The 19308-nt window shown below is 67.5% G+C and carries 19 protein-coding genes and 2 tRNA genes; 12 read left to right on the top strand and 9 right to left on the bottom strand.

Going from position 1 to position 19308, the window contains the following annotated elements; genetic code table 11:
• Nucleotides 1–20 precede the first annotated feature (20 nt).
• Complete coding sequence (locus KYK13_RS07220; RefSeq protein WP_223643036.1) at nucleotides 21–269, top strand: hypothetical protein; 249 nt, start codon at nucleotides 21–23, stop codon at nucleotides 267–269.
• Between the two features lie 11 nt (nucleotides 270–280).
• Nucleotides 281–865, top strand: a complete 585-nt coding sequence (locus KYK13_RS07215; RefSeq protein WP_223643034.1) for a ThiF family adenylyltransferase — start codon at nucleotides 281–283, stop codon at nucleotides 863–865.
• Nucleotides 866–875: 10 nt separating this feature from the next.
• Here KYK13_RS07215 and KYK13_RS07210 read toward each other — a convergent pair whose 3' ends face one another.
• Nucleotides 876–2027 carry an LOG family protein gene (locus tag KYK13_RS07210; RefSeq protein ID WP_223643032.1) on the bottom strand — a complete coding sequence of 384 codons (1152 nt, stop codon included), beginning with the start codon at nucleotides 2025–2027 and terminating at the stop codon, nucleotides 876–878.
• A gap of 299 nt (nucleotides 2028–2326) precedes the next feature.
• Between KYK13_RS07210 and KYK13_RS07205 the strand changes: the two genes are divergently transcribed.
• Together KYK13_RS07205 and KYK13_RS07200 are read left to right on the top strand one after the other, a co-directional pair.
• Nucleotides 2327–2402, top strand: a tRNA-Pro gene (locus KYK13_RS07205).
• Nucleotides 2403–2429: 27 nt separating this feature from the next.
• Nucleotides 2430–2504 (top strand) — tRNA-Leu (locus KYK13_RS07200).
• Between the two features lie 47 nt (nucleotides 2505–2551).
• Here KYK13_RS07200 and KYK13_RS07195 read toward each other — a convergent pair.
• From KYK13_RS07195 to KYK13_RS07180, 4 genes are all read right to left on the bottom strand, one after another.
• Entirely contained in the window at nucleotides 2552–3754 is a 1203-nt protein-coding gene (locus tag KYK13_RS07195) for a site-specific integrase (RefSeq protein WP_223643030.1), read from the bottom strand.
• Nucleotides 3751–4002: a helix-turn-helix domain-containing protein gene (locus tag KYK13_RS07190; protein ID WP_223643028.1), complete on the bottom strand. Its 252-nt coding sequence runs from the start codon at nucleotides 4000–4002 to the stop codon at nucleotides 3751–3753. Before KYK13_RS07190 ends, KYK13_RS07195 begins: the two co-directional genes overlap by 4 nt.
• The gene (locus tag KYK13_RS07185) at nucleotides 3999–6746 is read right to left on the bottom strand and encodes a bifunctional DNA primase/polymerase (protein WP_223643026.1); all 2748 of its coding nucleotides are present in this window, start codon (nucleotides 6744–6746) and stop codon (nucleotides 3999–4001) included. The genes KYK13_RS07190 and KYK13_RS07185 overlap by 4 nt, the downstream gene beginning before the upstream one ends.
• Nucleotides 6747–7180: 434 nt before the next feature.
• Nucleotides 7181–7429: a hypothetical protein gene (locus KYK13_RS07180; RefSeq protein WP_223643023.1), complete on the bottom strand. Its 249-nt coding sequence runs from the start codon at nucleotides 7427–7429 to the stop codon at nucleotides 7181–7183.
• A gap of 533 nt (nucleotides 7430–7962) precedes the next feature.
• Here KYK13_RS07180 and KYK13_RS07175 point away from each other — a divergent pair.
• The 6 genes from KYK13_RS07175 (at nucleotide 7963) to KYK13_RS07150 (ending at nucleotide 15605) form a co-directional block, all read left to right on the top strand.
• Nucleotides 7963–8883: a DUF2381 family protein gene (locus tag KYK13_RS07175; RefSeq protein WP_223643021.1), complete on the top strand. Its 921-nt coding sequence runs from the start codon at nucleotides 7963–7965 to the stop codon at nucleotides 8881–8883.
• A gap of 9 nt (nucleotides 8884–8892) precedes the next feature.
• On the top strand, nucleotides 8893–10731 hold the full coding sequence (locus KYK13_RS07170) for a serine/threonine-protein kinase (protein WP_223643019.1): 1839 nt from the start codon (nucleotides 8893–8895) through the stop codon (nucleotides 10729–10731).
• Nucleotides 10732–10904: 173 nt separating this feature from the next.
• The gene (locus tag KYK13_RS07165) at nucleotides 10905–12149 is read left to right on the top strand and encodes a protein kinase (protein ID WP_223643017.1); all 1245 of its coding nucleotides are present in this window, start codon (nucleotides 10905–10907) and stop codon (nucleotides 12147–12149) included.
• A gap of 141 nt (nucleotides 12150–12290) precedes the next feature.
• Complete coding sequence (locus KYK13_RS07160; RefSeq protein ID WP_370645307.1) at nucleotides 12291–13625, top strand: hypothetical protein; 1335 nt, start codon at nucleotides 12291–12293, stop codon at nucleotides 13623–13625.
• Between the two features lie 313 nt (nucleotides 13626–13938).
• Entirely contained in the window at nucleotides 13939–15141 is a 1203-nt protein-coding gene (locus KYK13_RS07155; RefSeq protein WP_370645306.1) for a DUF2380 domain-containing protein, read from the top strand.
• Complete coding sequence (locus KYK13_RS07150; RefSeq protein WP_223643011.1) at nucleotides 15138–15605, top strand: NUDIX hydrolase; 468 nt, start codon at nucleotides 15138–15140, stop codon at nucleotides 15603–15605. Before KYK13_RS07155 ends, KYK13_RS07150 begins: the two co-directional genes overlap by 4 nt.
• Before the next feature lie 226 nt (nucleotides 15606–15831).
• Here the strand turns inward: KYK13_RS07150 and KYK13_RS07145 are convergent, their stop codons facing one another.
• Nucleotides 15832–16122 (bottom strand): tyrosine-type recombinase/integrase, encoded by a 291-nt coding sequence (locus KYK13_RS07145; RefSeq protein ID WP_223643009.1) that lies wholly within the window; start codon nucleotides 16120–16122, stop codon nucleotides 15832–15834.
• Nucleotides 16123–16151: 29 nt separating this feature from the next.
• Here KYK13_RS07145 and KYK13_RS07140 point away from each other — a divergent pair, with 29 nt between their 5' ends.
• Nucleotides 16152–16874, top strand: a complete 723-nt coding sequence (locus KYK13_RS07140; protein ID WP_223643007.1) for a VOC family protein — start codon at nucleotides 16152–16154, stop codon at nucleotides 16872–16874.
• Between the two features lie 211 nt (nucleotides 16875–17085).
• Here the strand turns inward: KYK13_RS07140 and KYK13_RS07135 are convergent, their stop codons facing one another.
• Both KYK13_RS07135 and KYK13_RS07130 read right to left on the bottom strand, forming a co-directional pair.
• Nucleotides 17086–17769, bottom strand: coding sequence for an SdpI family protein (locus tag KYK13_RS07135; protein WP_223643005.1), 684 nt, complete (start codon nucleotides 17767–17769; stop codon nucleotides 17086–17088).
• Nucleotides 17766–18053 carry an autorepressor SdpR family transcription factor gene (locus KYK13_RS07130; protein WP_223643003.1) on the bottom strand — a complete coding sequence of 96 codons (288 nt, stop codon included), beginning with the start codon at nucleotides 18051–18053 and terminating at the stop codon, nucleotides 17766–17768. Before KYK13_RS07130 ends, KYK13_RS07135 begins: the two co-directional genes overlap by 4 nt.
• Before the next feature lie 216 nt (nucleotides 18054–18269).
• Here KYK13_RS07130 and KYK13_RS39205 point away from each other — a divergent pair, with 216 nt between their 5' ends.
• Nucleotides 18270–18359: a DUF5953 family protein gene (locus KYK13_RS39205; protein WP_223643001.1), complete on the top strand. Its 90-nt coding sequence runs from the start codon at nucleotides 18270–18272 to the stop codon at nucleotides 18357–18359.
• Between the two features lie 10 nt (nucleotides 18360–18369).
• Here the strand turns inward: KYK13_RS39205 and KYK13_RS07120 are convergent, their stop codons facing one another.
• Nucleotides 18370–19302, bottom strand: coding sequence for a hypothetical protein (locus KYK13_RS07120; RefSeq protein WP_223642999.1), 933 nt, complete (start codon nucleotides 19300–19302; stop codon nucleotides 18370–18372).
• Nucleotides 19303–19308 lie beyond the last annotated feature (6 nt).

The raw sequence follows: 19308 nt of genomic DNA, 5'->3' as shown, positions 1-19308 counted from the left end.
TTCCCTGGAGGCACGCGGCCATGGCGACGCTCAACATCACCCTCGACGGATACTCGGCGGACGTGCCAGTGGAGCTGGAGCGGCACATCAGCGACGCGGATGTGCGCCGCATCGCGGTGGAGTTGGTGCGCTCGGGTGGCGTGCCGGGCCTGCACCGCTTCCAGCTGCATGACGAGGCCTTCCAGCACTACGTCGTGGACCGCTTCCGCGGCACGCACGGCGAGGAGCGCATCTACCTGCGTCCGAAGGTGCCCTTCGGGGCGTGCTGAGGGCGGCCACCATGCGCATCGTCTTCTGTGGCGTGGGGGCCATCGGGTCCACGACGGCGCTGCTGTGCCGCAATCTGGACGCGACGCAGGTGTTCATCGACTTCGACCGGGTGGAGTCGAAGAACCTGCTGTCGCAGGCCTACGTGAAGCCGTCCGTGGGCAAGAACAAGGCGGAGGCGCTGAAGCTCCAGCTGCACAACCTGCACGGCGTGAAGGCGGAATCCTTCGGCGTGCGCCTCACGCGCGACAACGTGGAGGCGCTGTGCAAGGGCGCGGACCTGCTGGTGGATGCCTTCGACAACCAGGACAGCCGCCAGCTGCTCAGCGAGCACGCCCGCAGGACGGGTACGCCGCTGGTGCACGGTGCGGTGTCCGCGGACGGCATGTTCGGGCTGGTGCGCTGGGATGAACGCTTCACTCCCGACGCCGAGGACACGCAAGGCCAGGCCACCTGCGAGGGTGGCGAGCACCTGCCGCTCCTGGGTCTGCTGGCCGCGACGCTCGCGCGGGCGGTGCAGGACTTCCTCAAGCACGGGGTGAAGCGAGACGCCTTCGTGAACCTGAGCTCCGTCACCCCGGTCGTGGATCCGGGCTGAGCATCCACTGTCAGCCCGTCCGCGCCAGGGCTTCACGCTCCTGGTCGAAGCGCATGAGCGCCTGAACGACGTCCGCCTGCGAGTCCGTGAGGAGCAGGTGTCGCGCGTACTCCTGTCCCCGGGCCAGGTGCTCCAGCAGCGGGTACACGGGCCGCGTCTTCGTCCAGAACTCGCGGCCCAGGAAGACCATGGGGCTGATGACGCCCACGGTGTTGTAGTGGTTCTGGCAGGCGTCCTGGAAGACCTCCTGCACCGTGCCCGCGCTGCCGGGGGAATAGATGACGCCGCCGCGGGCGATGGAGAGCAGACCCTCCTCGCGCACGCTGTTGGCGAAGTACTTCGCGATGCGCGTGGCGAAGGGGTTGGGCGGCTCATGGCCATAGAGCCAGGTGGGGATGCCCAGGCTGTCGCCCATCTCCGCCGCGTCGCGAAGTGGCCAGGTGGCGCGCACCTCGAAGGCGCGTGAGAGCCAGTCCCGGTCCTTGTAGGACGGAGCCCGGGCCAGCACCGCGAGCGCCGCGTCCAGGTCCGCATCCGCCCGCGACGCGAACCACGCGCCCAGGTGCGTGGCCTCCATGGCGCCCGGCCCGCCGCCGCTCACCAGGAAGAACCCCAGGCGCACCAGTGAACGGGCCAGCTCCGCGACGGAGCGGTAGTCGTCCTGGCCCCGCAGCATGGAATGGCCGCCCATGATGGCCACCACGCGGCGGGGCTTGCCCTGATCCACCAGCGCCTCCTCCAGCGCGTCACTGATGGCATGGTCGTGAAGCCGCTGCGCCAGGGTCTCCAGGATGGAGGGCGGGTGGGCCCCGCCGCGCGAGCTCCAGTGCGCGTAGACACGCGCGTCCAGCGTGTCCGCGTAGGTCTCCGGGAGGGTCGGGTCGAAGCCCGCGTACAGCTCCTCCGGCGTGTAGAGGCTGCCCCGGTACGGGCAATAGGGCAGCCCGGAGAACGGCGGGAACACCATGGCGCCCCGTTCGAGGACCTGATGCAGGGTCGCGGGCTCCAGGAGGCAGCCCAGGAAGACGGTGCCGGGGAGGTCCGCGCCGAGCAGCGCGTCGCTCCACGCGCGCAGATCCAGCCCCTGGAGGACGACGTTGGCGAGGCTCCGGCCTTCGCGAAGGTACTGCTCGAAAGCAGCCAGGGTCTCCAGCTCCGTCATGGGTGTCTCCGCGAGGTGCGCGTCAGGCGCGGAATCATCGCCCCGTCATTCCCCACAAGAAAGGAGGGATGCCCATGCTGAACCCCCATCTGCCGAACCCGCAGCGACCCGCCACGCCGGTGGCTTCTCCGGAGAGCCTGGAGCTGGCCATCGCATCCTTCCGTGGCGGTCCGCTCGGCACCTGACCCTCGAACCCGCCGCCCGGCGAACCGGGCTGGCGCGGACAGGGGCCGGGTTCCCGAGGGGGGACCCGGCCCCTGTCGTGTCCGGGTCCTCCCTCGAAGGTCGTCGAAACACCTCGGGATGTAGCTCAGCCTGGTTGAGAGCGTGCGCCTCGGGCGCGCAAGGTCGCTGGTTCGAATCCAGTCATCCCGACTTCAAATCCAATCACAGACACACCCCGCCGGAGTAGCCCAACCTGGTAGAGGCGCCGCGCTCAGAACGCGGAGGTTGCGGGTTCGAATCCCGCCTTCGGCACTTCGAACAAACCTCCAAGTCCTTGTGACTTGGGGGCTTTTTCATTTTCAGGCCGTGGCCTCCTGCGCGTGTGCCCCCAGTGTGCCCCTCGGGCGGCTGTCGAGGACCTTCACCGCCTCTCGTTTGATGTCCGGGCTCAAATGGGCGTACCGCTCCGTCATGCTGAGGGTGGCGTGCCCCATCAGTTCCTGGATGACCCGCAGTGGCACGCCCTTCATGGCGAGGTGGCTCCCGTAGGTATGGCGCAGGTCGTGCCACCCGATTCTCCCCACTTCGCGGGTGATGCCTGCTGCCCGGAGGGCCCGGCGAAGCGGCGCACCCATCTTGCCCGGGGTGAGGCGCTCACCGTTCTCCTCGCAGAAGACATAGGGGCCTCGGAGGTGCCGGTGGGCCTTGAGTGCGTCCACGACGGACTCTGGAAGGTCCACCGTCCGGGTGCTGCCGCCCTTGGGTGGGCCTTCGACACCGCGCCAGACGGTCCGCTTGACGTGGAGCTTGGCGCGGATGAGGTCAAGGTCCGGCCACTGGAGCCCGATGAGTTCCCCCTGCCGTAGGCCCGTCTTCGGAGCCGTCGTCAGGAGGGCGACGTCTTGAGGCGCGGCGGAGTCGATGAGCTGCTCCACTTCTTCGAAGGAGAGGAAGTCGAAATCCGGCTTCTTCAACTTGAAGAGTTTCATGTCGGGAGCGTGCGCCAGGACGCCTTGCTCCTTCGCGAGATTGAGCAGCTTGCCGAGGACGGCCAGGGCGTTGTTGATGGTCTTCAGGCTCAACGTCTTCGGCTTTGAACCCGTGCGCCTGCGGAGCGCCCTCTTGGACGGATTCTCCGAGAGCCTTCCCCGCCTCGGGGCCTTCTTCTTCATGACGGCCTTGAAGTCCTCGATTTCGGCGGGGCCGATGGCGTCCAAGGCCATCTCCCCGAAGAAGGGGAGGATGTGGTCCCGGAGGATTTGCTGCTTGCTGACGACGGTGGAGTACTTGTTGTTGTTGTCGCTGTAGGTGAGGAATCGCTGGGTGAAGTTCATCATGGTGAGGGGCGCTTCCTCGCTCTTGTTCTCCTTTCCGAAGGTTCCGGTGAGCAGGGCGTGGCGGACCTGACGCTCGTACTCTTCGGCGCCCCTCCTGGTGTCGATGGGCGAGGCCTTGCGGACTCTCTCCACCTTCCCGTTGGGGTGCTGGTACTTGACGTCCACCCACCACGCCTCCTGCACCTTGCCCTCCTTCGTCTTCCATTTCCGCAGTCTGACGCTCATGGCTTCTCTCCGAGCGCAGGACCGCCGTTACCCGGCCGCCATGCTAGCAGCGCGTCGCGGCGGATGCGGAGCACTCTGCCGAGGCGGGCGATGCCGGGCACCTGCCCGAGGCGGATGGCCTCGTACAGCGTCTTGCGGTTCACGCGCAGGAGCGTGGCGGATTCTTCCACGGTGAGGAATTCGGGAGCCGCAACGGTGGGCGGCTCTGCTGGCGTCGCGGGCCCCTTCTGGCAAGTGCGACGGCTCATGACGCCGCCCTCCCCATCTGCGACGGGCGCGCCTGGAGTCGCTGGGCAATCGATGCCCCCTGCGCGTTCTCCGCCCCCACCTTCTCGTCATCGAGAACCAAGCAATAGGCGCGCACACGCTTGCCCTCGACGGAGACCTTGCGCGTCAGGTGGCCGTCTTCCTTGAACACCAACCCCTTCGCGGCAAGCTCCGTCATCACCTGTCGGGTGTCGAATCGTCCTTCCCTCGCGATGTCGTGCATCGTCGTCTGGAAGATGGCGACAACCCGCCTCCCGCTGGAGTCCCTGTCGTCCGTCACCATCCCGGGGCGCTTGATGGGGAAGGAGCTTTCAAAGCCGGACCAGTTCGCGGCGACGTAGTTCATGATGAAGTCATAGGCCGCGTCGGCGGTCGTCCTCGTCTCGCGGGACTCCTTCAACACCGCCGCGCAGAAGGCGTGCCCCGCTTCGAGCGCGGCTGCCTGGGCGTGGGCATCGGCCTCGCCGCAGATGTGGATGCGCGCGAGTATGTCGGCCAACACGAGGAGCGCGGCGTAGCGTGCTTGCTCCGCTGTCTCCGTCACCATCTGGGCGGCGAGCTGGCGGTGTTGCTCGCGGAGTTCGTCGAGTCGGTCCGCGCCCGTGTAGCGCTCCATGAGAGCGCGGATGAAGGCGGGCCCCGCGTGGCCGTGGTGCTTCTCCAAGCCCTGGTGCGTTTGCGTGGCGAGGCTCGCGTCCCCCAACGGCTGGGCGCACACCTCCAGCGTGCGATTCTTCGCCCCTGCCGCGCCTCCAATCTGCAACAGCGGCTTTTCGCCGGAGATGAAAGCCAGCGAGCGCCAGGTCTTCCGTGCGCGCAGCTCTCCGGTCTGCGTCGCCCGCGCGCCGCTCGTCTCCGTCCCCACGATATAGGCCATGAGGTTCGTCATTCCCTCGCGTGTAACTTGGGTGTCGTCAATCCAGGTGGGCAGGTCGCGGTGACGGGACAGCTCTCCCTGCAACGCGGCTGACGAGACGTCCCCGCTGACCTTGAGGCCAGAAGGACGCCCCCACACCGACGTGGTGGTGGCCTGCACGGCGGACTTCCCCGTCCCCGAGGCGCCCCAGATGGACAGGCACATGCTGCGCAGGCCCAAGAGCCGCAACAGAGGGGCCGCGAAGCCAGCAGCCCACGCCATTTCAGCGAAGGGGCCCCTGTCACGAACGGCCAGCATCAAGCGCAGGTGTTCATCCGCCGAGCCCCGCGACACGAGCGCATCGAGGAAGGCTGCCTCTCCGGGCATGATGACGCGGCCGGGCTCGCCAATCACCTGCCGTCCCACGACGAAGCTCTTCATGTCGTGGGACCAGCCGCTCTGAGTGAAGATGCGCACCCGGGGCAAGCTCGCGTGACTGTGCTGCTCCTGGGCTTGGAGGAAGTCCTGGACCTTCTTGCTGTTGCTGCTGGTGAGGGGCGCGCCGCGACCGGCCAGTTCCAGGATTTCGTTCCCCGAGACCTTGGCGCGCGGCATCGTCTCCACGCGCTCGCGTTGCCCGTACCGCCACCGCACCGTCACGTAGCAGGTGCCGTGCTCGTCCTCCCCTGTCTCGGTGATGTTGATGGGGGCGGAGGCGATGGTGGAAAGGTTGCCCTTGTCGGTGAGCTTGAAGATGCCGAGCGACTGTCCATCGTGGATGGCGTAGCCCGGAGCCGCCATCCAGCCGTCGGCGCCAGGGGGCGCATCGGAGGGGACAGGAGTCTCGGTTGACGGGCGGGCCCCGGCCACGCCTCTCAGTGCAGCGGCGATCAGCGCGGACTCGGCCAGCGCGGCGCCGTAATCGTCATTGATTCGTCGGAGGCGTTCCGCAACGTGCGCGGTGTCGTGCTTCGCGCAGTTCATCGCCGTCACGGACGGGGCCAAGAGCCGCAGCACGGTTGCGTCCGATGCCTCGGGAGCCTTGAAGCGCAGGTACGAGATGAAGGCCCAGAGGTTCCCTTCATGATGCCCAGAGGGGAACAAGGGCTGGCCCTGCTTCATGCGCTTCACCGCCGCCGCATGCTCCGGGGCGCTTGTCGCGTGCCACCGCATCCAGAGCTGGGACTCGGTGAGTCCATCCTGGGTTGGCGGCTGCCACGTACCCACCGCCGATTCCCCCTTCGCGAGCGTGGGGCGCGTGCGCTTCGCTTGGGCTGCGTCGCGAATCCACTGCGGCGCTTCGGCGGGCGGAAGCTCGGAAGGGGACGCTCCCTCAAGCCATGCGTAGCGCTCTCCCGTGCGGTGAAGGCTCGGGGGCGCGATGACGTAACCGCCGTTGCCCCGGGTGTCGATGCCGGGCGCAAGGCTGCCAGCCTTCGACACCATGCCCGCGTGGCGGAAGTAGACGTGACAACCGCCGCCGCTGGTGCGGGCCGTGACGGTGTCAGGCAGTTCGCCTCGTTCCTCTTCCAGCTTCACGAGGGTCGCCACTCCGTCGGCCTTCGCGTCCGCGTCCACAACATCCACGCCGGAGAGGGCACCCGTGGCGATGGCGACGTTGGCGAACGGCCACTGCTGCCACCACTCGCGGATTTGGGCCTCGTCCGTCGTGGCGTCCTTCACTCCGTTGCGTGTGCGTGGGTGTTTGCCCGCTTGGCTGCACTCCGCTCCCTTGGGGCAAGCGCAAATGACGGCGCCGGAGGGCGAGCGAACGGGTTCAAAGCAAGGGAAGACATGCCAGCCGCGCCCCGCGTACTCCAGGGCGGCGGCTTCCAGTGAGTGAGTCGAGTTCGGGTCAGAGGCTTCCACGGGACATCCAAGGGCAAAAGAAGGGAATCGCGGCGAGCCCAAGGGCTGCTGCGCTGGCCATCCGGGGTGGGCCCGGGGCGGATTGAGTGGCGGGGCGGAAAGCGGGGCAGGCTTAAGCGGCGAGAATCACTAGGGAATCTGGCGATCTGCCCCGCTGCCCCGCTGTTTCACCGGAACACACGCAGTGGTGCATGGAGAGAATGAGAGGAGTTGAATGTCTGTAATTCCCCCTCTGGGGTATGTCCTCCTCTTTCTCTCTCTCTTCTTTGAAACAAGCGGGGCAGGCGGGGCAGTGAGCCAAAGGGGCCCGCCAAGCCGTTGATTTCTTGGAGGTTTCTCGCGTTCGATGGTGCCCCGCTTTGTGCCCCGGTGTGCCGAGAGGCGGGGCAGTGAGCTGACAGCCGGAGTGACGTCCTGAATGCGCTGGGGGACGCTCACGGCTCGCCCTCGCGATTCGCGTCGGTGAGGCTGTAGGCCCGAGGCACCGCGCCGCGCGCTCCGGGCGTGTACCTCGCGGCCTCGCGAATGACGCCAGCCAGCACGAGGGCGGCGAGGCAACGGCGGAGGACCTGCTCTCCGGCGCCAAGCGCGGCGCACAGCTCCTTCACCGTCAGCCCCTGCGGCGAGGCCTTGGTGAGTGCGTCGATGATGCGGGGTCGGTACTGCTCAACAAGCTCCAGCATGGTTCGAATCTCCCTTTCCCCCTTTCAATGGGGGCAACTTCTGGGAGTGGCTCGCTCGCTCCGTCGTTCTCTCGGGCGAGCGCTTCGATGATGTGGGGCCGGTACTGCTCAACCGGCTCCAGCATGTTTCGAATCTCCCGTACCCGCGTAAATGCCTGCGGCTTTTGGGACTGGCTCACGTGCCCTGTCGCTTTCTCTGGAGCGGGACGGCTTGCCCGGCCTGGCGGGGGGCGGGAGTGGATCCCCCCCGGCTCGGATTTCCGGAGCCCGGCCTCTTCAAGGCTTGCTCGGCGGTCGTACACGCTGAAGAAATTCTGGGACAAAACGCGGGCCCCCGTGGGGTGGGCGTTATGCGCAGCGCAAGGCGGGTTTCGCCTCAAAACTGAACGAAACCCCGCCGATGGTGGGACACGGAGGCCGCCCCGCCCTCGTGTCCGTGGATCCGTCCTGACCTCGCTCGCGGGTTCCACGCCGCGTTTCCAGGGCTGTGGGTCCTTCCGGTTTGGTAGGGTCGCGCGCGGAGGCCGTCCCGCTTGTCCTTCCCCTTCTCCGCGTTGCACCTGCCCCTCGTGCTGGGGGGACTGCTCCTCTTCACGACCGCCCAGGCCCAGCCGTCCGCATCGGTCCGCGAGCGCAGGGATAGGCGGGTTGCGCTTCCCCGTCCTGGTGAGCCCGTCCTGGAGGTCCCGGTCGCGGCTGGCATCCTGACGACCCTCGTCCTCGACTCGGCGGTGGATCGGAATGCCGTGGAGTTGGAGGGCCGCACGCGCTTCAAGCTTGTGGACGTGGGTGAACGCGCCATCAACCTGGAACCGGGCGTGGAACTCGGCGCCGGAGAACGGCTGATGCTCCGCGTGCGCTTCGCGGATGGAGCCTTCCCCGCGCATGCGGTCATCGCTCTCGTTTCGCACCCGTTGATGGTGGACACCCGCGTGGAGGTGTCTCGTCGTCCAGTGAGCCCCGAGGCGCTTCAGGCGGAGCTGTCCGAGGTGCGCGCCCAGCTTGCGGCGAAGGATGCCGAGCTTGCCGCACTCAGAACGCAGCACGAGGCGACAGGCCCAGCCGCGCTTGCACTGAATGGACTCCTAGAAGAGGGCGGCGTGTTGGACAGTGGGATTACGGCCCAGCCCAAGAAGGAGACGGAGTCCTCGTTGCGTGTCCAGTACGGACGGAGCTTCCGCGCGCGTGCATGGGGCGTGTTGTTCGTGGAGGTGGAGAACTATGGCAAGGACCCCTGGACGCCCACGGTGGCGCGGCTTACCAGCACTACGAGCGGCGCGCGCGTACGAGTGCTCAAGGTGCTCATGAAGCAGCCGCGAATTGGGCCTGGGGAGATCGGTAGCGTGGTGGTGGAAACGGGGGCCCCAACTTGGAAGAAGGGAGCCCTATTCAACCTGGAGCTGGTTGATGCCTCGGGCGTTCGTCGCCTTCTCGTTCCTCATGTTGCGCTGTAGAGGTCAGCCATGCTGACAGTCATCCACCATCCCGCATCGCTCCCACCCGGATACCTGTTCGATGGATGGCGCGTGGTGAAGCTGCTCGGCGCAGGCACCTACGGCGCTGTCTACCGTGTGGAGAAGGGCGGACAGCACTGCGCGATGAAGATCGCGATGCACCGGCCGGGGAGCGGCGATGCGGAGCAGGCGGACGCACGATTGAAGCGTGAGTTGGGCTGTCTCGTTCACTTGACCCACGCGAACATCGTCGGCCTCCATGCCCATGGGCGCTGGCCGGACTACCGCACGGGCTGGCTCTACGTCGTCCTCGACTTCGTGGAGGGCTACACCTTGGCGGAGTGGGTGGAGCGGATGCACCCCACGGCGCAGGAGGTGGTCCGCGTCTTCGAGAAGCTCGCGGGCGCCATGAACTACATGCATGGTCGCGGCGTCTTCCACCGCGACTTGAAGCTCGCCAACATCATGGTGCGAGCCAAGGACGGCGAGCCTGCCATCCTCGACTTCAGCGCAGGGGACTACACCCACGCCGAGGACTTGACGGACGCCCCCCTGCCTCCGGGCACTCGCCGCTACCGCTCGCCCGAGGCCTCGCGCTTCTTCAAAGAGCACGGAGACGAGAAGGGCGCGCGCTACGAGTTTAAGGTGACGGATGACGTCTACGCGCTGGGCGTCTGTCTCTATGACGTGCTGACGACGCCGGAGCCCGCGAGCGGTTCTCCGAAGGCCGCCGTCGAGGGGCGCTGGGTGCCCCTGCAAGCCCGGGAGCTGAACGCGCGGGTGCCAGCGGGACTGAGCGACGTGGCGATGCGCTTCATCGCGCGGAAGCCAGAAGAGCGCCCTCCCACGGCGGAAGTGATGCGTCGCGAACTGGAAGCCCTCGCGGGCGAGGCGGGGCCTGAATGGACCGTGCCCGTCCATGCTCCTTCGCTGAAGCCCCCAACGGCTCCGGCCACCAACACGGACGAGGAGCCCCCCGCCCGTCGTGTCCGGCGGGCCCGTGTCGTGGGCGCCGGAGTGGCCGTCCTCGTCGTGGCGGCCGTGGTGGGGGCGTTCATGTGGCTGCGTCCCATGTCTCCGACTGCGGCCCCCATGGAAGCTGCCGGGCGTCCCGCTGAGCCCGCCGCGCCGAGGGATGCAGGGTTCGCCTCCCTCGTGCCTTCTCTCGCGCCCACCGATTCGGAGGACGCGGCCCTCTCACCTGACGCGGGCGACATGCTGACCGCGTCATCCCCTGGGGTAGCTTTGCCCCCTCTTGATCCTGTCCGGAAGGAAAGCTCCGCCGTGAAGCGTGCCCCCATCGTCGCAAGCCCGTCCAACGCCCCGGCCAAGAAGGCCACCACTCCTAGCGCCAGGGCGGAGTTCTTCGCGAAGTGCGCTGCGGCGAGCGCCGCCGTGGCCTTGCAACTCGGTTGCCCCAGCAGTTCCCAGGTACGTCCCGAGTCGGGGGCATGCCCCGAAGAGGCCCGCAACGCCATGTTCAATGCAATCGATGATGGTGGGCTGCAACTGGACCCGGGCAACTCGGTGATGCTCACCATCGACAAGAGCCAACCGGGTTCTCCAGGCGATGAGGGGCTGTTCAGGGATGGCCCGGTCACGGGAGTTGTCCGAAGTGGCAGCCGGTATATCCCCAAGGGCACGGTGTTCTACGGGCGGCTATGGACGGGAGACGGGACGTTCCTGTTGGCCCGCTACACCGAAGCGCGATTTGCGGACGGGCGTACCGTTCCCGTCTGCCTCGCAATTGGGCGGAACGGACCGGAGGCGGCGTGGGAGGGCTCGAAGCCGGGCGCAGTCCTCTTCTCCCGCACGGCTGTGGCTTTTGTCGTGGACCGCTGGCCCTGAGCCCGGAGTGTAAAGACTCGTTGCGTTTCTGGAGCCGCGTGAACAACTCCAGGAATACCAGGGAAATTTGAAGTAAGTGACCTGTGAAGTCGTTCCTGGAGGAAGGCAGCCGGAGGTAGCTTTCTGTCTGCCTTTGCGCGGCTCCCTCGCGCGGGCATTCAGGAGCCCCTTCCATGTCCAGTGGCGCTGACTCCCGGCTCGCCGGGGGCACGGTCCTCTTTTGCGATGGAGACACGGCCTACGAGTTCTTCCAGGACCTAGGCACCGGCCGGAACGGCGAACGTGTCCTCTACGCGCGGCCTCGAACTCCCGACGGCTACCGGGGCAAGGTCCTGGTGAAGTGCGTCCCTCTGCCGGAGGGGCCCGCAACGGAGCGCTTCCTCCGGGCTCGCGCGCGGCTGGAGGAGGAGGTGCGGCTGGCGCAATTCCTCCAGCACCCCAACATCGCCCGCGTCCATGGCCTCTTCGAGATGAAGCACGGCCTGGGCGCCGTCATGGAGCACATCGAGGGCTTCAGCCTGAACACCCTCCTCGACATCGCCCAGCTTCGGGGGCACTACTTCTCCGAATCCTTCGTCCTCTACGTGGGGGCAGAGGTGGCGGCGGCCCTGGCGCATGCGCACACGCGCACGGACGACGCGGGCAATCCCCTGGGCATCGTCAACCGCGACATCAACCCCGGCTGCATCCGCTTGCGGCCCGGTGGCGGCGTGGCCCTGACGGACTTCGGCGTGGCCTTCTCCCTGCTCCAGGGGCGCCCGTCCACGACGATGCCGCGCCCTGTCGGGGACGTCATCTACGCCTCACCGGAGGCGCTGCTGGGGGAGGCGACGGACGCTCGCTCGGACCTCTTCTCCCTGGGATTGACGCTGTTGGAGTTCGCCACGGGACGGCACCTGTATGACCCGGGCGACATCCACCCGGAGGACGCTCCCTTCCGTCGCTCGCGGGAGCAGTACCTGAAGGCCTTGAAGATGACGGCTTTGTCCATGGGGGCACACCCTCCGCCCTTCATGGAGGACGCGCTCCGGTGCGCCATGGCCTACCGGGTCGAGGACGTGAAGGAGGCAGCCTTCGGGCTGTCCAAGTCGCTGCGCACCGTCTTCCTCCGACTGCTGAGCCGCAATCCGTCCTCTCGCTTCGCGACGGCAGCGGCGCTGGAGGTGGAGCTGCGCGCGCAACTGGCACGTCTGGGGCCCTTCACGGGGGCGGACGCGGTGAAGGAAGTCCAGGTGGCGATGCTGGAGGGAGGCGAAGCGCTGGAGGAATTGAACTTGGTGGAGGACGAGGGCGGCATCCTTCCCGCCTTCCCTCGGCGGAGTCAGGACGACATCCGCACGGAGCCCTTTCCGGCACGCAGCGCGGACGAGACGACGACGGAGCCAAGGCCCGGCGCGCTGCGCGTGACAAAGCACTGACGCCCGCTGGCCTGACGCGGCCGGCACCCATTCCTTTCAATCCTGAGTCATGACGCGCGGCCGGCCCCAAGCCGAGCTGAACGTCAGACGTGTGTCCTTTGCTCCCCTCGCTGGGGGCATTGCTGGGAGGCGTGTATGCGAATGACAAGACGGTGGGCCGTATGGCTGTGGTTGTTGTGGCCGGTTGCCGCATGGGCGGAGGACGTCCCGGAGGTGCCGCCCGTGGAGGAGGAGCGGCGCACGCGGGCCACTACGTGGCGCTCGCTGCTGCGGCTGGACGCGACGACGTGGGCCCTGTTGCCGCGCGCGGGCATCGGCTCGGGCGAGGGCTTCCTCCAGGTGGAGCCGACCTTCATCCTCGACGGAGGCGCGGAGTTCGGCTTCAACCTGGGCGCCCCGGTGCGGCTGCGGCTGTGGGGTGGAGGGGAAGACGCGGGCCTCGTGCGGCGGGAGGACTGGGACAGCCTCTCAGACTTCGGGCAGGTGGTGCGCGGCCTCAAGCTGGGCTCGGACAACGCGCCCGTGGGCGTCTGGTTCGGCGGGCTGGAGTCCTACAGCCTGCTGTCGGGGCACCTCGTGCGGCGCTACTCCAACCGAAGCAATCCCGACTACCACCCGGCCGGAGGCTTCCTCACCGGGACGTTGGGCCCTCTCTACACGCAAGCCTTTGCCTCGGACGTGCTGGGCGCGCGCCTCATGGGGGCGGAAGTCGCGCTGGACGTGCAGCACGTCCTCTTCGGCCAGCCCCGCGAGCCGGGCCGCTACACGCTGTCGCTCTCCGCCGTGCATGACTGGGGACGGGCCGGAGGTCGCGCGCCGTCGGTGACGCTGGCGCACCTGGACGGTACTGCCGTGGTGGTGGTGCGGCCGGGCTTCGAGGCCCACCTGATTGCCGGTTGGGGCGGGCGGCCAGGTGAGGGCGGCGCATGGGGAGCCGTGGTGGGCGCGGGCGCGGATGCGTTGACGCCCACGCTGGACATGCGGCTGCGCTTGGAGGTGCGCCGGCAGCACGGCGGCTTCCGACAGGGCTTCTTCGGCCCGGACTACGAACTGGCGCGCTTCCAGGCCGCAGGGCCGGAGAGAGTGCCGCTAGCGGAGGCGCCCTTCCCGGACGGGTACTCGGCTTATGGCGAGGCGGAGGTGGGCTGGGACGCGGTCCGCTACGGCGGCCTCTCCAAGCACCTGAAGCTGTCGCTGGGAGTGGAAGCCTTCTCGTGGGGGCGTTTCGACGTGGATGGGCGCGTGGCGGTGCAGCTCTTCGCGCGCAGCCTCGAAGTGGCGGTGAAGGGGCTGGGTATGGGCATGGGCCAGCCCGGGGCGCGCTACCTGGGCGGGGCGGAGCTGCGCTGGCGCTTCCTGGGAGGGAAGCTCTACGCCATGGGCACGGCGGGCACGCTGCTGTTCCCCGAGGGGGAAGGCTCGCTGCGGCCGAGCGCCTTCGCTTCGGTGGGCCTGGGGGTGGACAATGCGCGCTGACGCCCTGGTGCTGGCCGTGGCGCTGCTGGCCACGGGATGCGCCTCCGTGCCGCACGCGCCTGGGAGTCGCCGGAGCTTGAGCTACGTGCCGCGTGCGGCTCCCGTGCCCGCATGGGTGGAGGCTCCGAGCGATGAGGCCCCACGCGCCTGGGGTTCTCCGCCGCCTTCCCTCTCGGGCCCCGAGGTGTTCCAGCGGATGTTGCGGCGTCCGGGGCCACGCGACGACGTGACCGCCCTGGGGGACAGCGCTGTCGGGGGTGGGGCCCGGAGCGCGGCATCGACGCGGCAGGCGGTCCTGGACGCCACGGACGAGGTGAAGGGCTCCCTGCGCGGCGTCGCGGCCGCATTCACCCAACTGGCGGCCCGTCCTCCCGACCTTTGGGGCTTCAGCCTCACCGGCGTCTTCACGCGCTACCTCGACCAGGGCTCCAAGCAGGTGACGTGGCTGCATGGTGCGCTCGGGAGTGCCACCGCGTTGACGGATGCGGCTTCGGAAGTCGGTGACACGGACATGGAACTGGGCCTCCTTCGCATGGCGGGGCCCAGGCTCCAGGCGGCCCAATTCGGGACTCTCCTCCTGGCCACCTGGGTGGACTTCCTCCACCTCGCGGATGCCATTCTTCGCAACTGCCCGATGTGCAGCGTCGAGAAGCTCTTCACGGACCTGCATCGCATGCAGGGACTCATGGAGCCCACGTTGACGGACCTCGCGTCCCTGGACCCTGAGCGAGTCGAGGCCGCGACCCTCGCGATGCCCGAGTTGATGGGGAAGCTGACGCGTGAGTTCGACACGCTCCAGCGAGAGACCCGCTCGACCATGAAGCTCGGCGGGCAGGTCATCGCGGCGATGAAGGCGTTGGAGATGGTCACCATGATTTCCACCATGAAGATGGCCCTGCCGCGCGTACCGCCCTCGGCCCCTGCGACACTCGGCGTGGGCCTCGTGATGAGTTCGGGTGGAGTGATGGTGGGCTCGCGGCTGGTGGTCTCCGCTGAGTGGGTGGAGATGATGCGAAGGCTCGTGCAGGCGGGCGTCATCTCTGTTCCCGCCGTCGGCGCGGCCGTCCTCATTCACGGCGGACAGGTCACGATGGCCCAGGCGCATCAGGACCTGCCCGAGGGCGTGCGCGAAGCGCTGGGGGACGGTCCCGAGGTGCGCGGCATGCACGAGACTGGCAGGGCAGGGGCGGGCATGTCGGACGCTCCGAAGCACCATGTGCTGCCGCAGGAGCACCGAGAGTGGTTCGAGCGGCGCGGCTTCAAGGGCGACATGGACATCGATCAGTTCTGCGTCCGGTTGGAGCAGGCCGATCATGAGGCGATTCACGGCGGAGGGAACTGGAAGCTGGGGCGCACATGGCCCGGTGAGTGGAACAGGATGATTATGAAGGCCCTGGGCGACGCCGAGATTGCCACCGGTCGAACTCTGACGCGGAACGAGATCCTGACTCTCGTCGCGAAGAGTATGCGGGACTATAGGGTCCCGATGAGCTTCACTCGTGGGAGAGGACGATGAGCGACGGAGGTGCATGGCAGGGCAACATCAAGGCGCGCCTGTACGAACGGGTCCGTGAGCGAGGCTATGACTCACTGACCGCTTTTGCCGATGCGCGCCCGGCCGTTCCGCTGCACGTCCTGGCCGACGAGTTGGGCAACGACGTTGCTGCGGTACAGGTGTTGAGCGGCTTGCTGTACGAGGCGGAGCAGCACAAGCGGGTCACACGCTTCGTCCGCGACGTGCTCGTGCGCGAAGTCGCCGAGGGACTCCCCAACGGTTGGCCGCCCATCTTGGACGACGCAAGCCGCTTCGATGTTGCAATGACGCTTGGGCGCTGGTCCGCATACACCCCCGAGACTCACGAAGCGCGCGTGCGGCATGCTCGCGATGTGCTCCTCGCCAGTCCACCACCTCCCGGCTGGCGTCCGCTCGGACCCGACGACGAGCTTCTTCGGACACTGCTTCCCGACGAGGAAGCCTGACCGGAAGCGGAGGCCCTGCCAGCCAGTGAGGGAGTTGGCGTGTGCCCCTAGTGTGCCCCTCCAGCGTGGTTCGAGGGGGCACACCAGGGGACAGCGTGGGACGAGGCGGGATGTTGAATCCGAGCGAAATCAGGGAGATAGCGGGTAACTGCGCGTCCTGCTTGAGGTTTCCTACCTCCCTGTCTGCGGGTTCGAATCCCGCCTTCGGCACTGTTTCGCCCTGGATTTACGAGTGGTTGGCAGCGCCCTCTCCGCATGTCGCACGGAAGTCGCACGCCGAAGCGAGCGGATGGTCCAGGACGCTGACCGCTGACCTCCTGCGGTCAGGGCTCAGGTGGGCGTAGCGCATCGTCATTTCGACGGTGGCATGCCCCATCAGCTCCTGAACCACCTTCAGCGGAGCCCTGTTCATCGCAAGGTGGCTTCCGTAGGTGTACCGCAGGTCGTGCCAGCCGATTTGCCCCACGGTTCGCGTGATGCCTCCCGTCCGCAGGGCTCTGCGAAGAGGCCCGGCCATCCGGCCTGGGGGAGGTGTTCTCCGTCCTCTTGGCAGAGCACGAAGCGACTCCGCAGGTGCCGGTGGGTCCAGAGCGTTCCACGGGAGCCCGACCAGTTCGCCCTGCCGCAGCCCGCATTGACGGCGACCGGCAGCACGGGGCGCCGCTTCGGACCAGCGTCAGAGACAAGCCACTCGGCCTCTTCGAAGGTCCGGAAGTCGAAATCAGTCTTCCGCAACGTCCCGAGGTGCTTCACACGCGTGAGCGCCATCGCAGCGAAGATTTTTTCGCGCGCGTGTCGATCTCATGGGTCATTTTTCGTCGTCCGCATGCAGGACCCGGTATCCAACTCACCTTTCGACATGGGGACGTCATGAACAAGCAGATCATCTTCAACCTGCCGGTCAAGGACCTGGACAAATCCAAGGCCTTCTTTTCCGCTCTCGGCTTCAGCTTCAATCCACAGTTCAGCAGCGAGAACTCGGCGTTCATGGTCATCGTGGATGGCACCATTCATGCCATGCTGATGACCGAAGCGTTCTTCAAGACCTTCATCGACAAGTCCGTCGTGCAGGCGAAGGAGGCCAACGAGGTCATCATCTGCCTGAGCTGCGAGAGCCGGGAAGAAGTGGACAGGCTGATCGCCAAGGCCGTCGCCGCTGGCGGCCGTATTCCGCATCCGCCCGAGGACCACGGCTTCATGTATGACCAGGGCTTCGAGGACCTCGACGGCCATCTGTGGAACCTGGTCTGGGTGGCGCCGCAGGCCTGATGCAGCCGGGCGGGCTGCTCAGCGCCCGTCGCTCCGATGAGAGATGCCGCTCGGGGCTGGTCCGCCATGGCGCCACCTCCGAGGGGCGGGAGAGGCTGCCTCGCCCGGCGTGTTGCGTGAGAATACGGAACGGGGCGGGACGGGCTGGGACGCGGAGGGATGTCGGCACTTCATCTCCCAAGGAGCCTGGTCATCCACCCATGGCCCGCCTTCACGCAGAGCGATGCGAGCCCGCATCGTCCGTCGGTCCATGCTTGTCCCCCTCGATGCGGCGATAGAGGACGTACGAGTAGAGCACGGGAATCACCGCCGCGACGGCGACAGCCACAAGCACGGGGACCGGACCACCGCCGAGAAGCCCCGAGACGAGGACGATGACTCCCGCGAGGACGAAGAGCCTTCCTCCCAGGCGATGCGTGCGCAGCCAGACCTCGTCGCTCGCGAGCGTCCAGGGCGTCCGGATTCCACAGAAGAAGTTCTTCGTGAACTTCCCCATGTAGTTGCCCAGGACCATGAGGACCAGGCCCGTGGCAGCGGGAACCACGCGCGCCATTGGAACGGAAACGCCGAGGCCCGCGAGCAGGACCAGGGCGTTGAGCAGAAACAGGAACGCGACCAGCGCCGCCTGGATGCCCTCGAAGACGCCCTGGAATGGGGCCACGCGGTAGCCCCTGGGCGAAATCCGCGGCACGGCCAGCAGCACCAGGAACAGGGCGGCCATCACCAGCGGCAGGACGAAGGGCCCCCAGGGCTTGGACGTATACCCATCCACCACGCCCTGGGCATTCCAATGCGTCGGGATCGACTCCGGCAACTGGCCGTAGAGCATGAAGGCCATCGCGAACGCCACGACGACGAGTCCCAGACTCAACCCATTGGCCCGGCTGATCCTCATGACTGCGCTCCATTCCCCTTTTCGACCTTGAAGAGGTCAAGAAGGACTGCCGCTACGTCCTCGAACACGGTCGTATTGAGGGAGTAGACGATTTGCTGCCCGCGGCGCTCACAGCGCACCAGGTCCGCGGCTTTGAGCACGTTGAAATGATGCGACAGCGATCCCTTCGTGATGTCGAACGCCTCAGCGAGCTCTCCCGCTGATTTCGAGCCGCCCTGCAGGAGCTTGAGCACCCTGCGTCGGGTCGGGTCTGAAATTGCCTTGAAGACCTCCTGCGTTCTCATCACGACCCTTTGATATTTTGAATAATTTCAAAATATAGCCCTGGGAAGCCATGTCAAGTGGACTGCATGGGTCCCCGGGGCTCGTGGGGACCGAGGAAGACCGCTGACGGCGGCAGCCGAGCGATGCTTCCGACCGGCGGACAGGTCGCTTGAGCTGCCCCCTGTGGCCTGGAATGGCCCTCGTGCCGGAGCCCACCTCTTACGTGCCGTGGAGCAATGACCTCGTGGAACCTCGCCGTTCACCTGAGTGCATTCATGCGCGCCTACGTACGCTTTCCGGAGATCGGCGGACGCTCGGCACGTTGACTGGCTCAAGTCAGAAGGCGCCCCCCATGACCAGCACCGCGCCCCCGGACGTGGGCACCACGGCGACGCGCGGCAGGCGCCGCAGGTCCGGGTCTGAATTCCACTGATGCACCAGGTGCTCGGTGGCGCTTCCCGTGTACCGGGCACGCAGCAGGTTCGACGTGGCACTCACCGCGGCGAGCAGCGCGGCGCGCTCGGCTTCCCTCACGTCGTGGCCCGGCCAGCCGTTCGCTCGCCGCACCTCGGCGACCCCCAGGAACAGCGCAGCCGCGCCCATGTAGATGTACCCCACCGTCTCCAGCCGGCGCCGGATGTTCCGCTCCTGCACGAGGAAGCGGTTGAGCCGGTAGTCCACGCGCGCGATGGCGAGGCCCGGGTCCGCCGCGGCGTCCGCCTGCGACGCGTGGAACTCCCGCAGAAGGTCCTCCGGGTCCTCGCGCCGCAACTGCTGGAGGAGGTCCGCGCCGCTGAAGAGCAGGCTCACGGCCAGCGCTGAGATGCCCTGGACCCGGTTGTCCCGGCCCCCTTCCGCGATGAGGAACGCACCGGTGCCCAGTGAAGACACCAGCGTCGCACCGAAGAGGATGGTCTCCGTTCTGCGCCGGTCGCGCTCGATTTCGCTGAAGGTCTCCACCAGCTGCCGCATCCGCTCCCGCTCCGCCAGCGAGATGCCGTACACCGGCGCGGGCTCGGCGCTCCGCGCGCGCTCGAACGCGGCGAGCGACTCGGGACCAAAGGGCGTCGCGAAGAGGCTGCGCAGCTGGTCCTGCACCCCGCGCGCGGCCGGTGGCGTGGGCCTGGGAAAGCGGAAGCTCGCCAGCTCCACCGTGGCCCCGGACACCACCTCCCCGAGCGACCCGACGCGCTCGGTGTCGGGACCGCCGGAGCGCTCCACCTCCAGGCCCCGCGCCACCCGGGGCGGCAGCCGCAGCGCCAACGGCATGCCGGC

The organism is Corallococcus sp. EGB (assembly GCF_019968905.1).
GTDB lineage: Bacteria > Myxococcota > Myxococcia > Myxococcales > Myxococcaceae > Corallococcus.
This window is presented reverse-complemented; position numbering and strand designations above follow the sequence as displayed.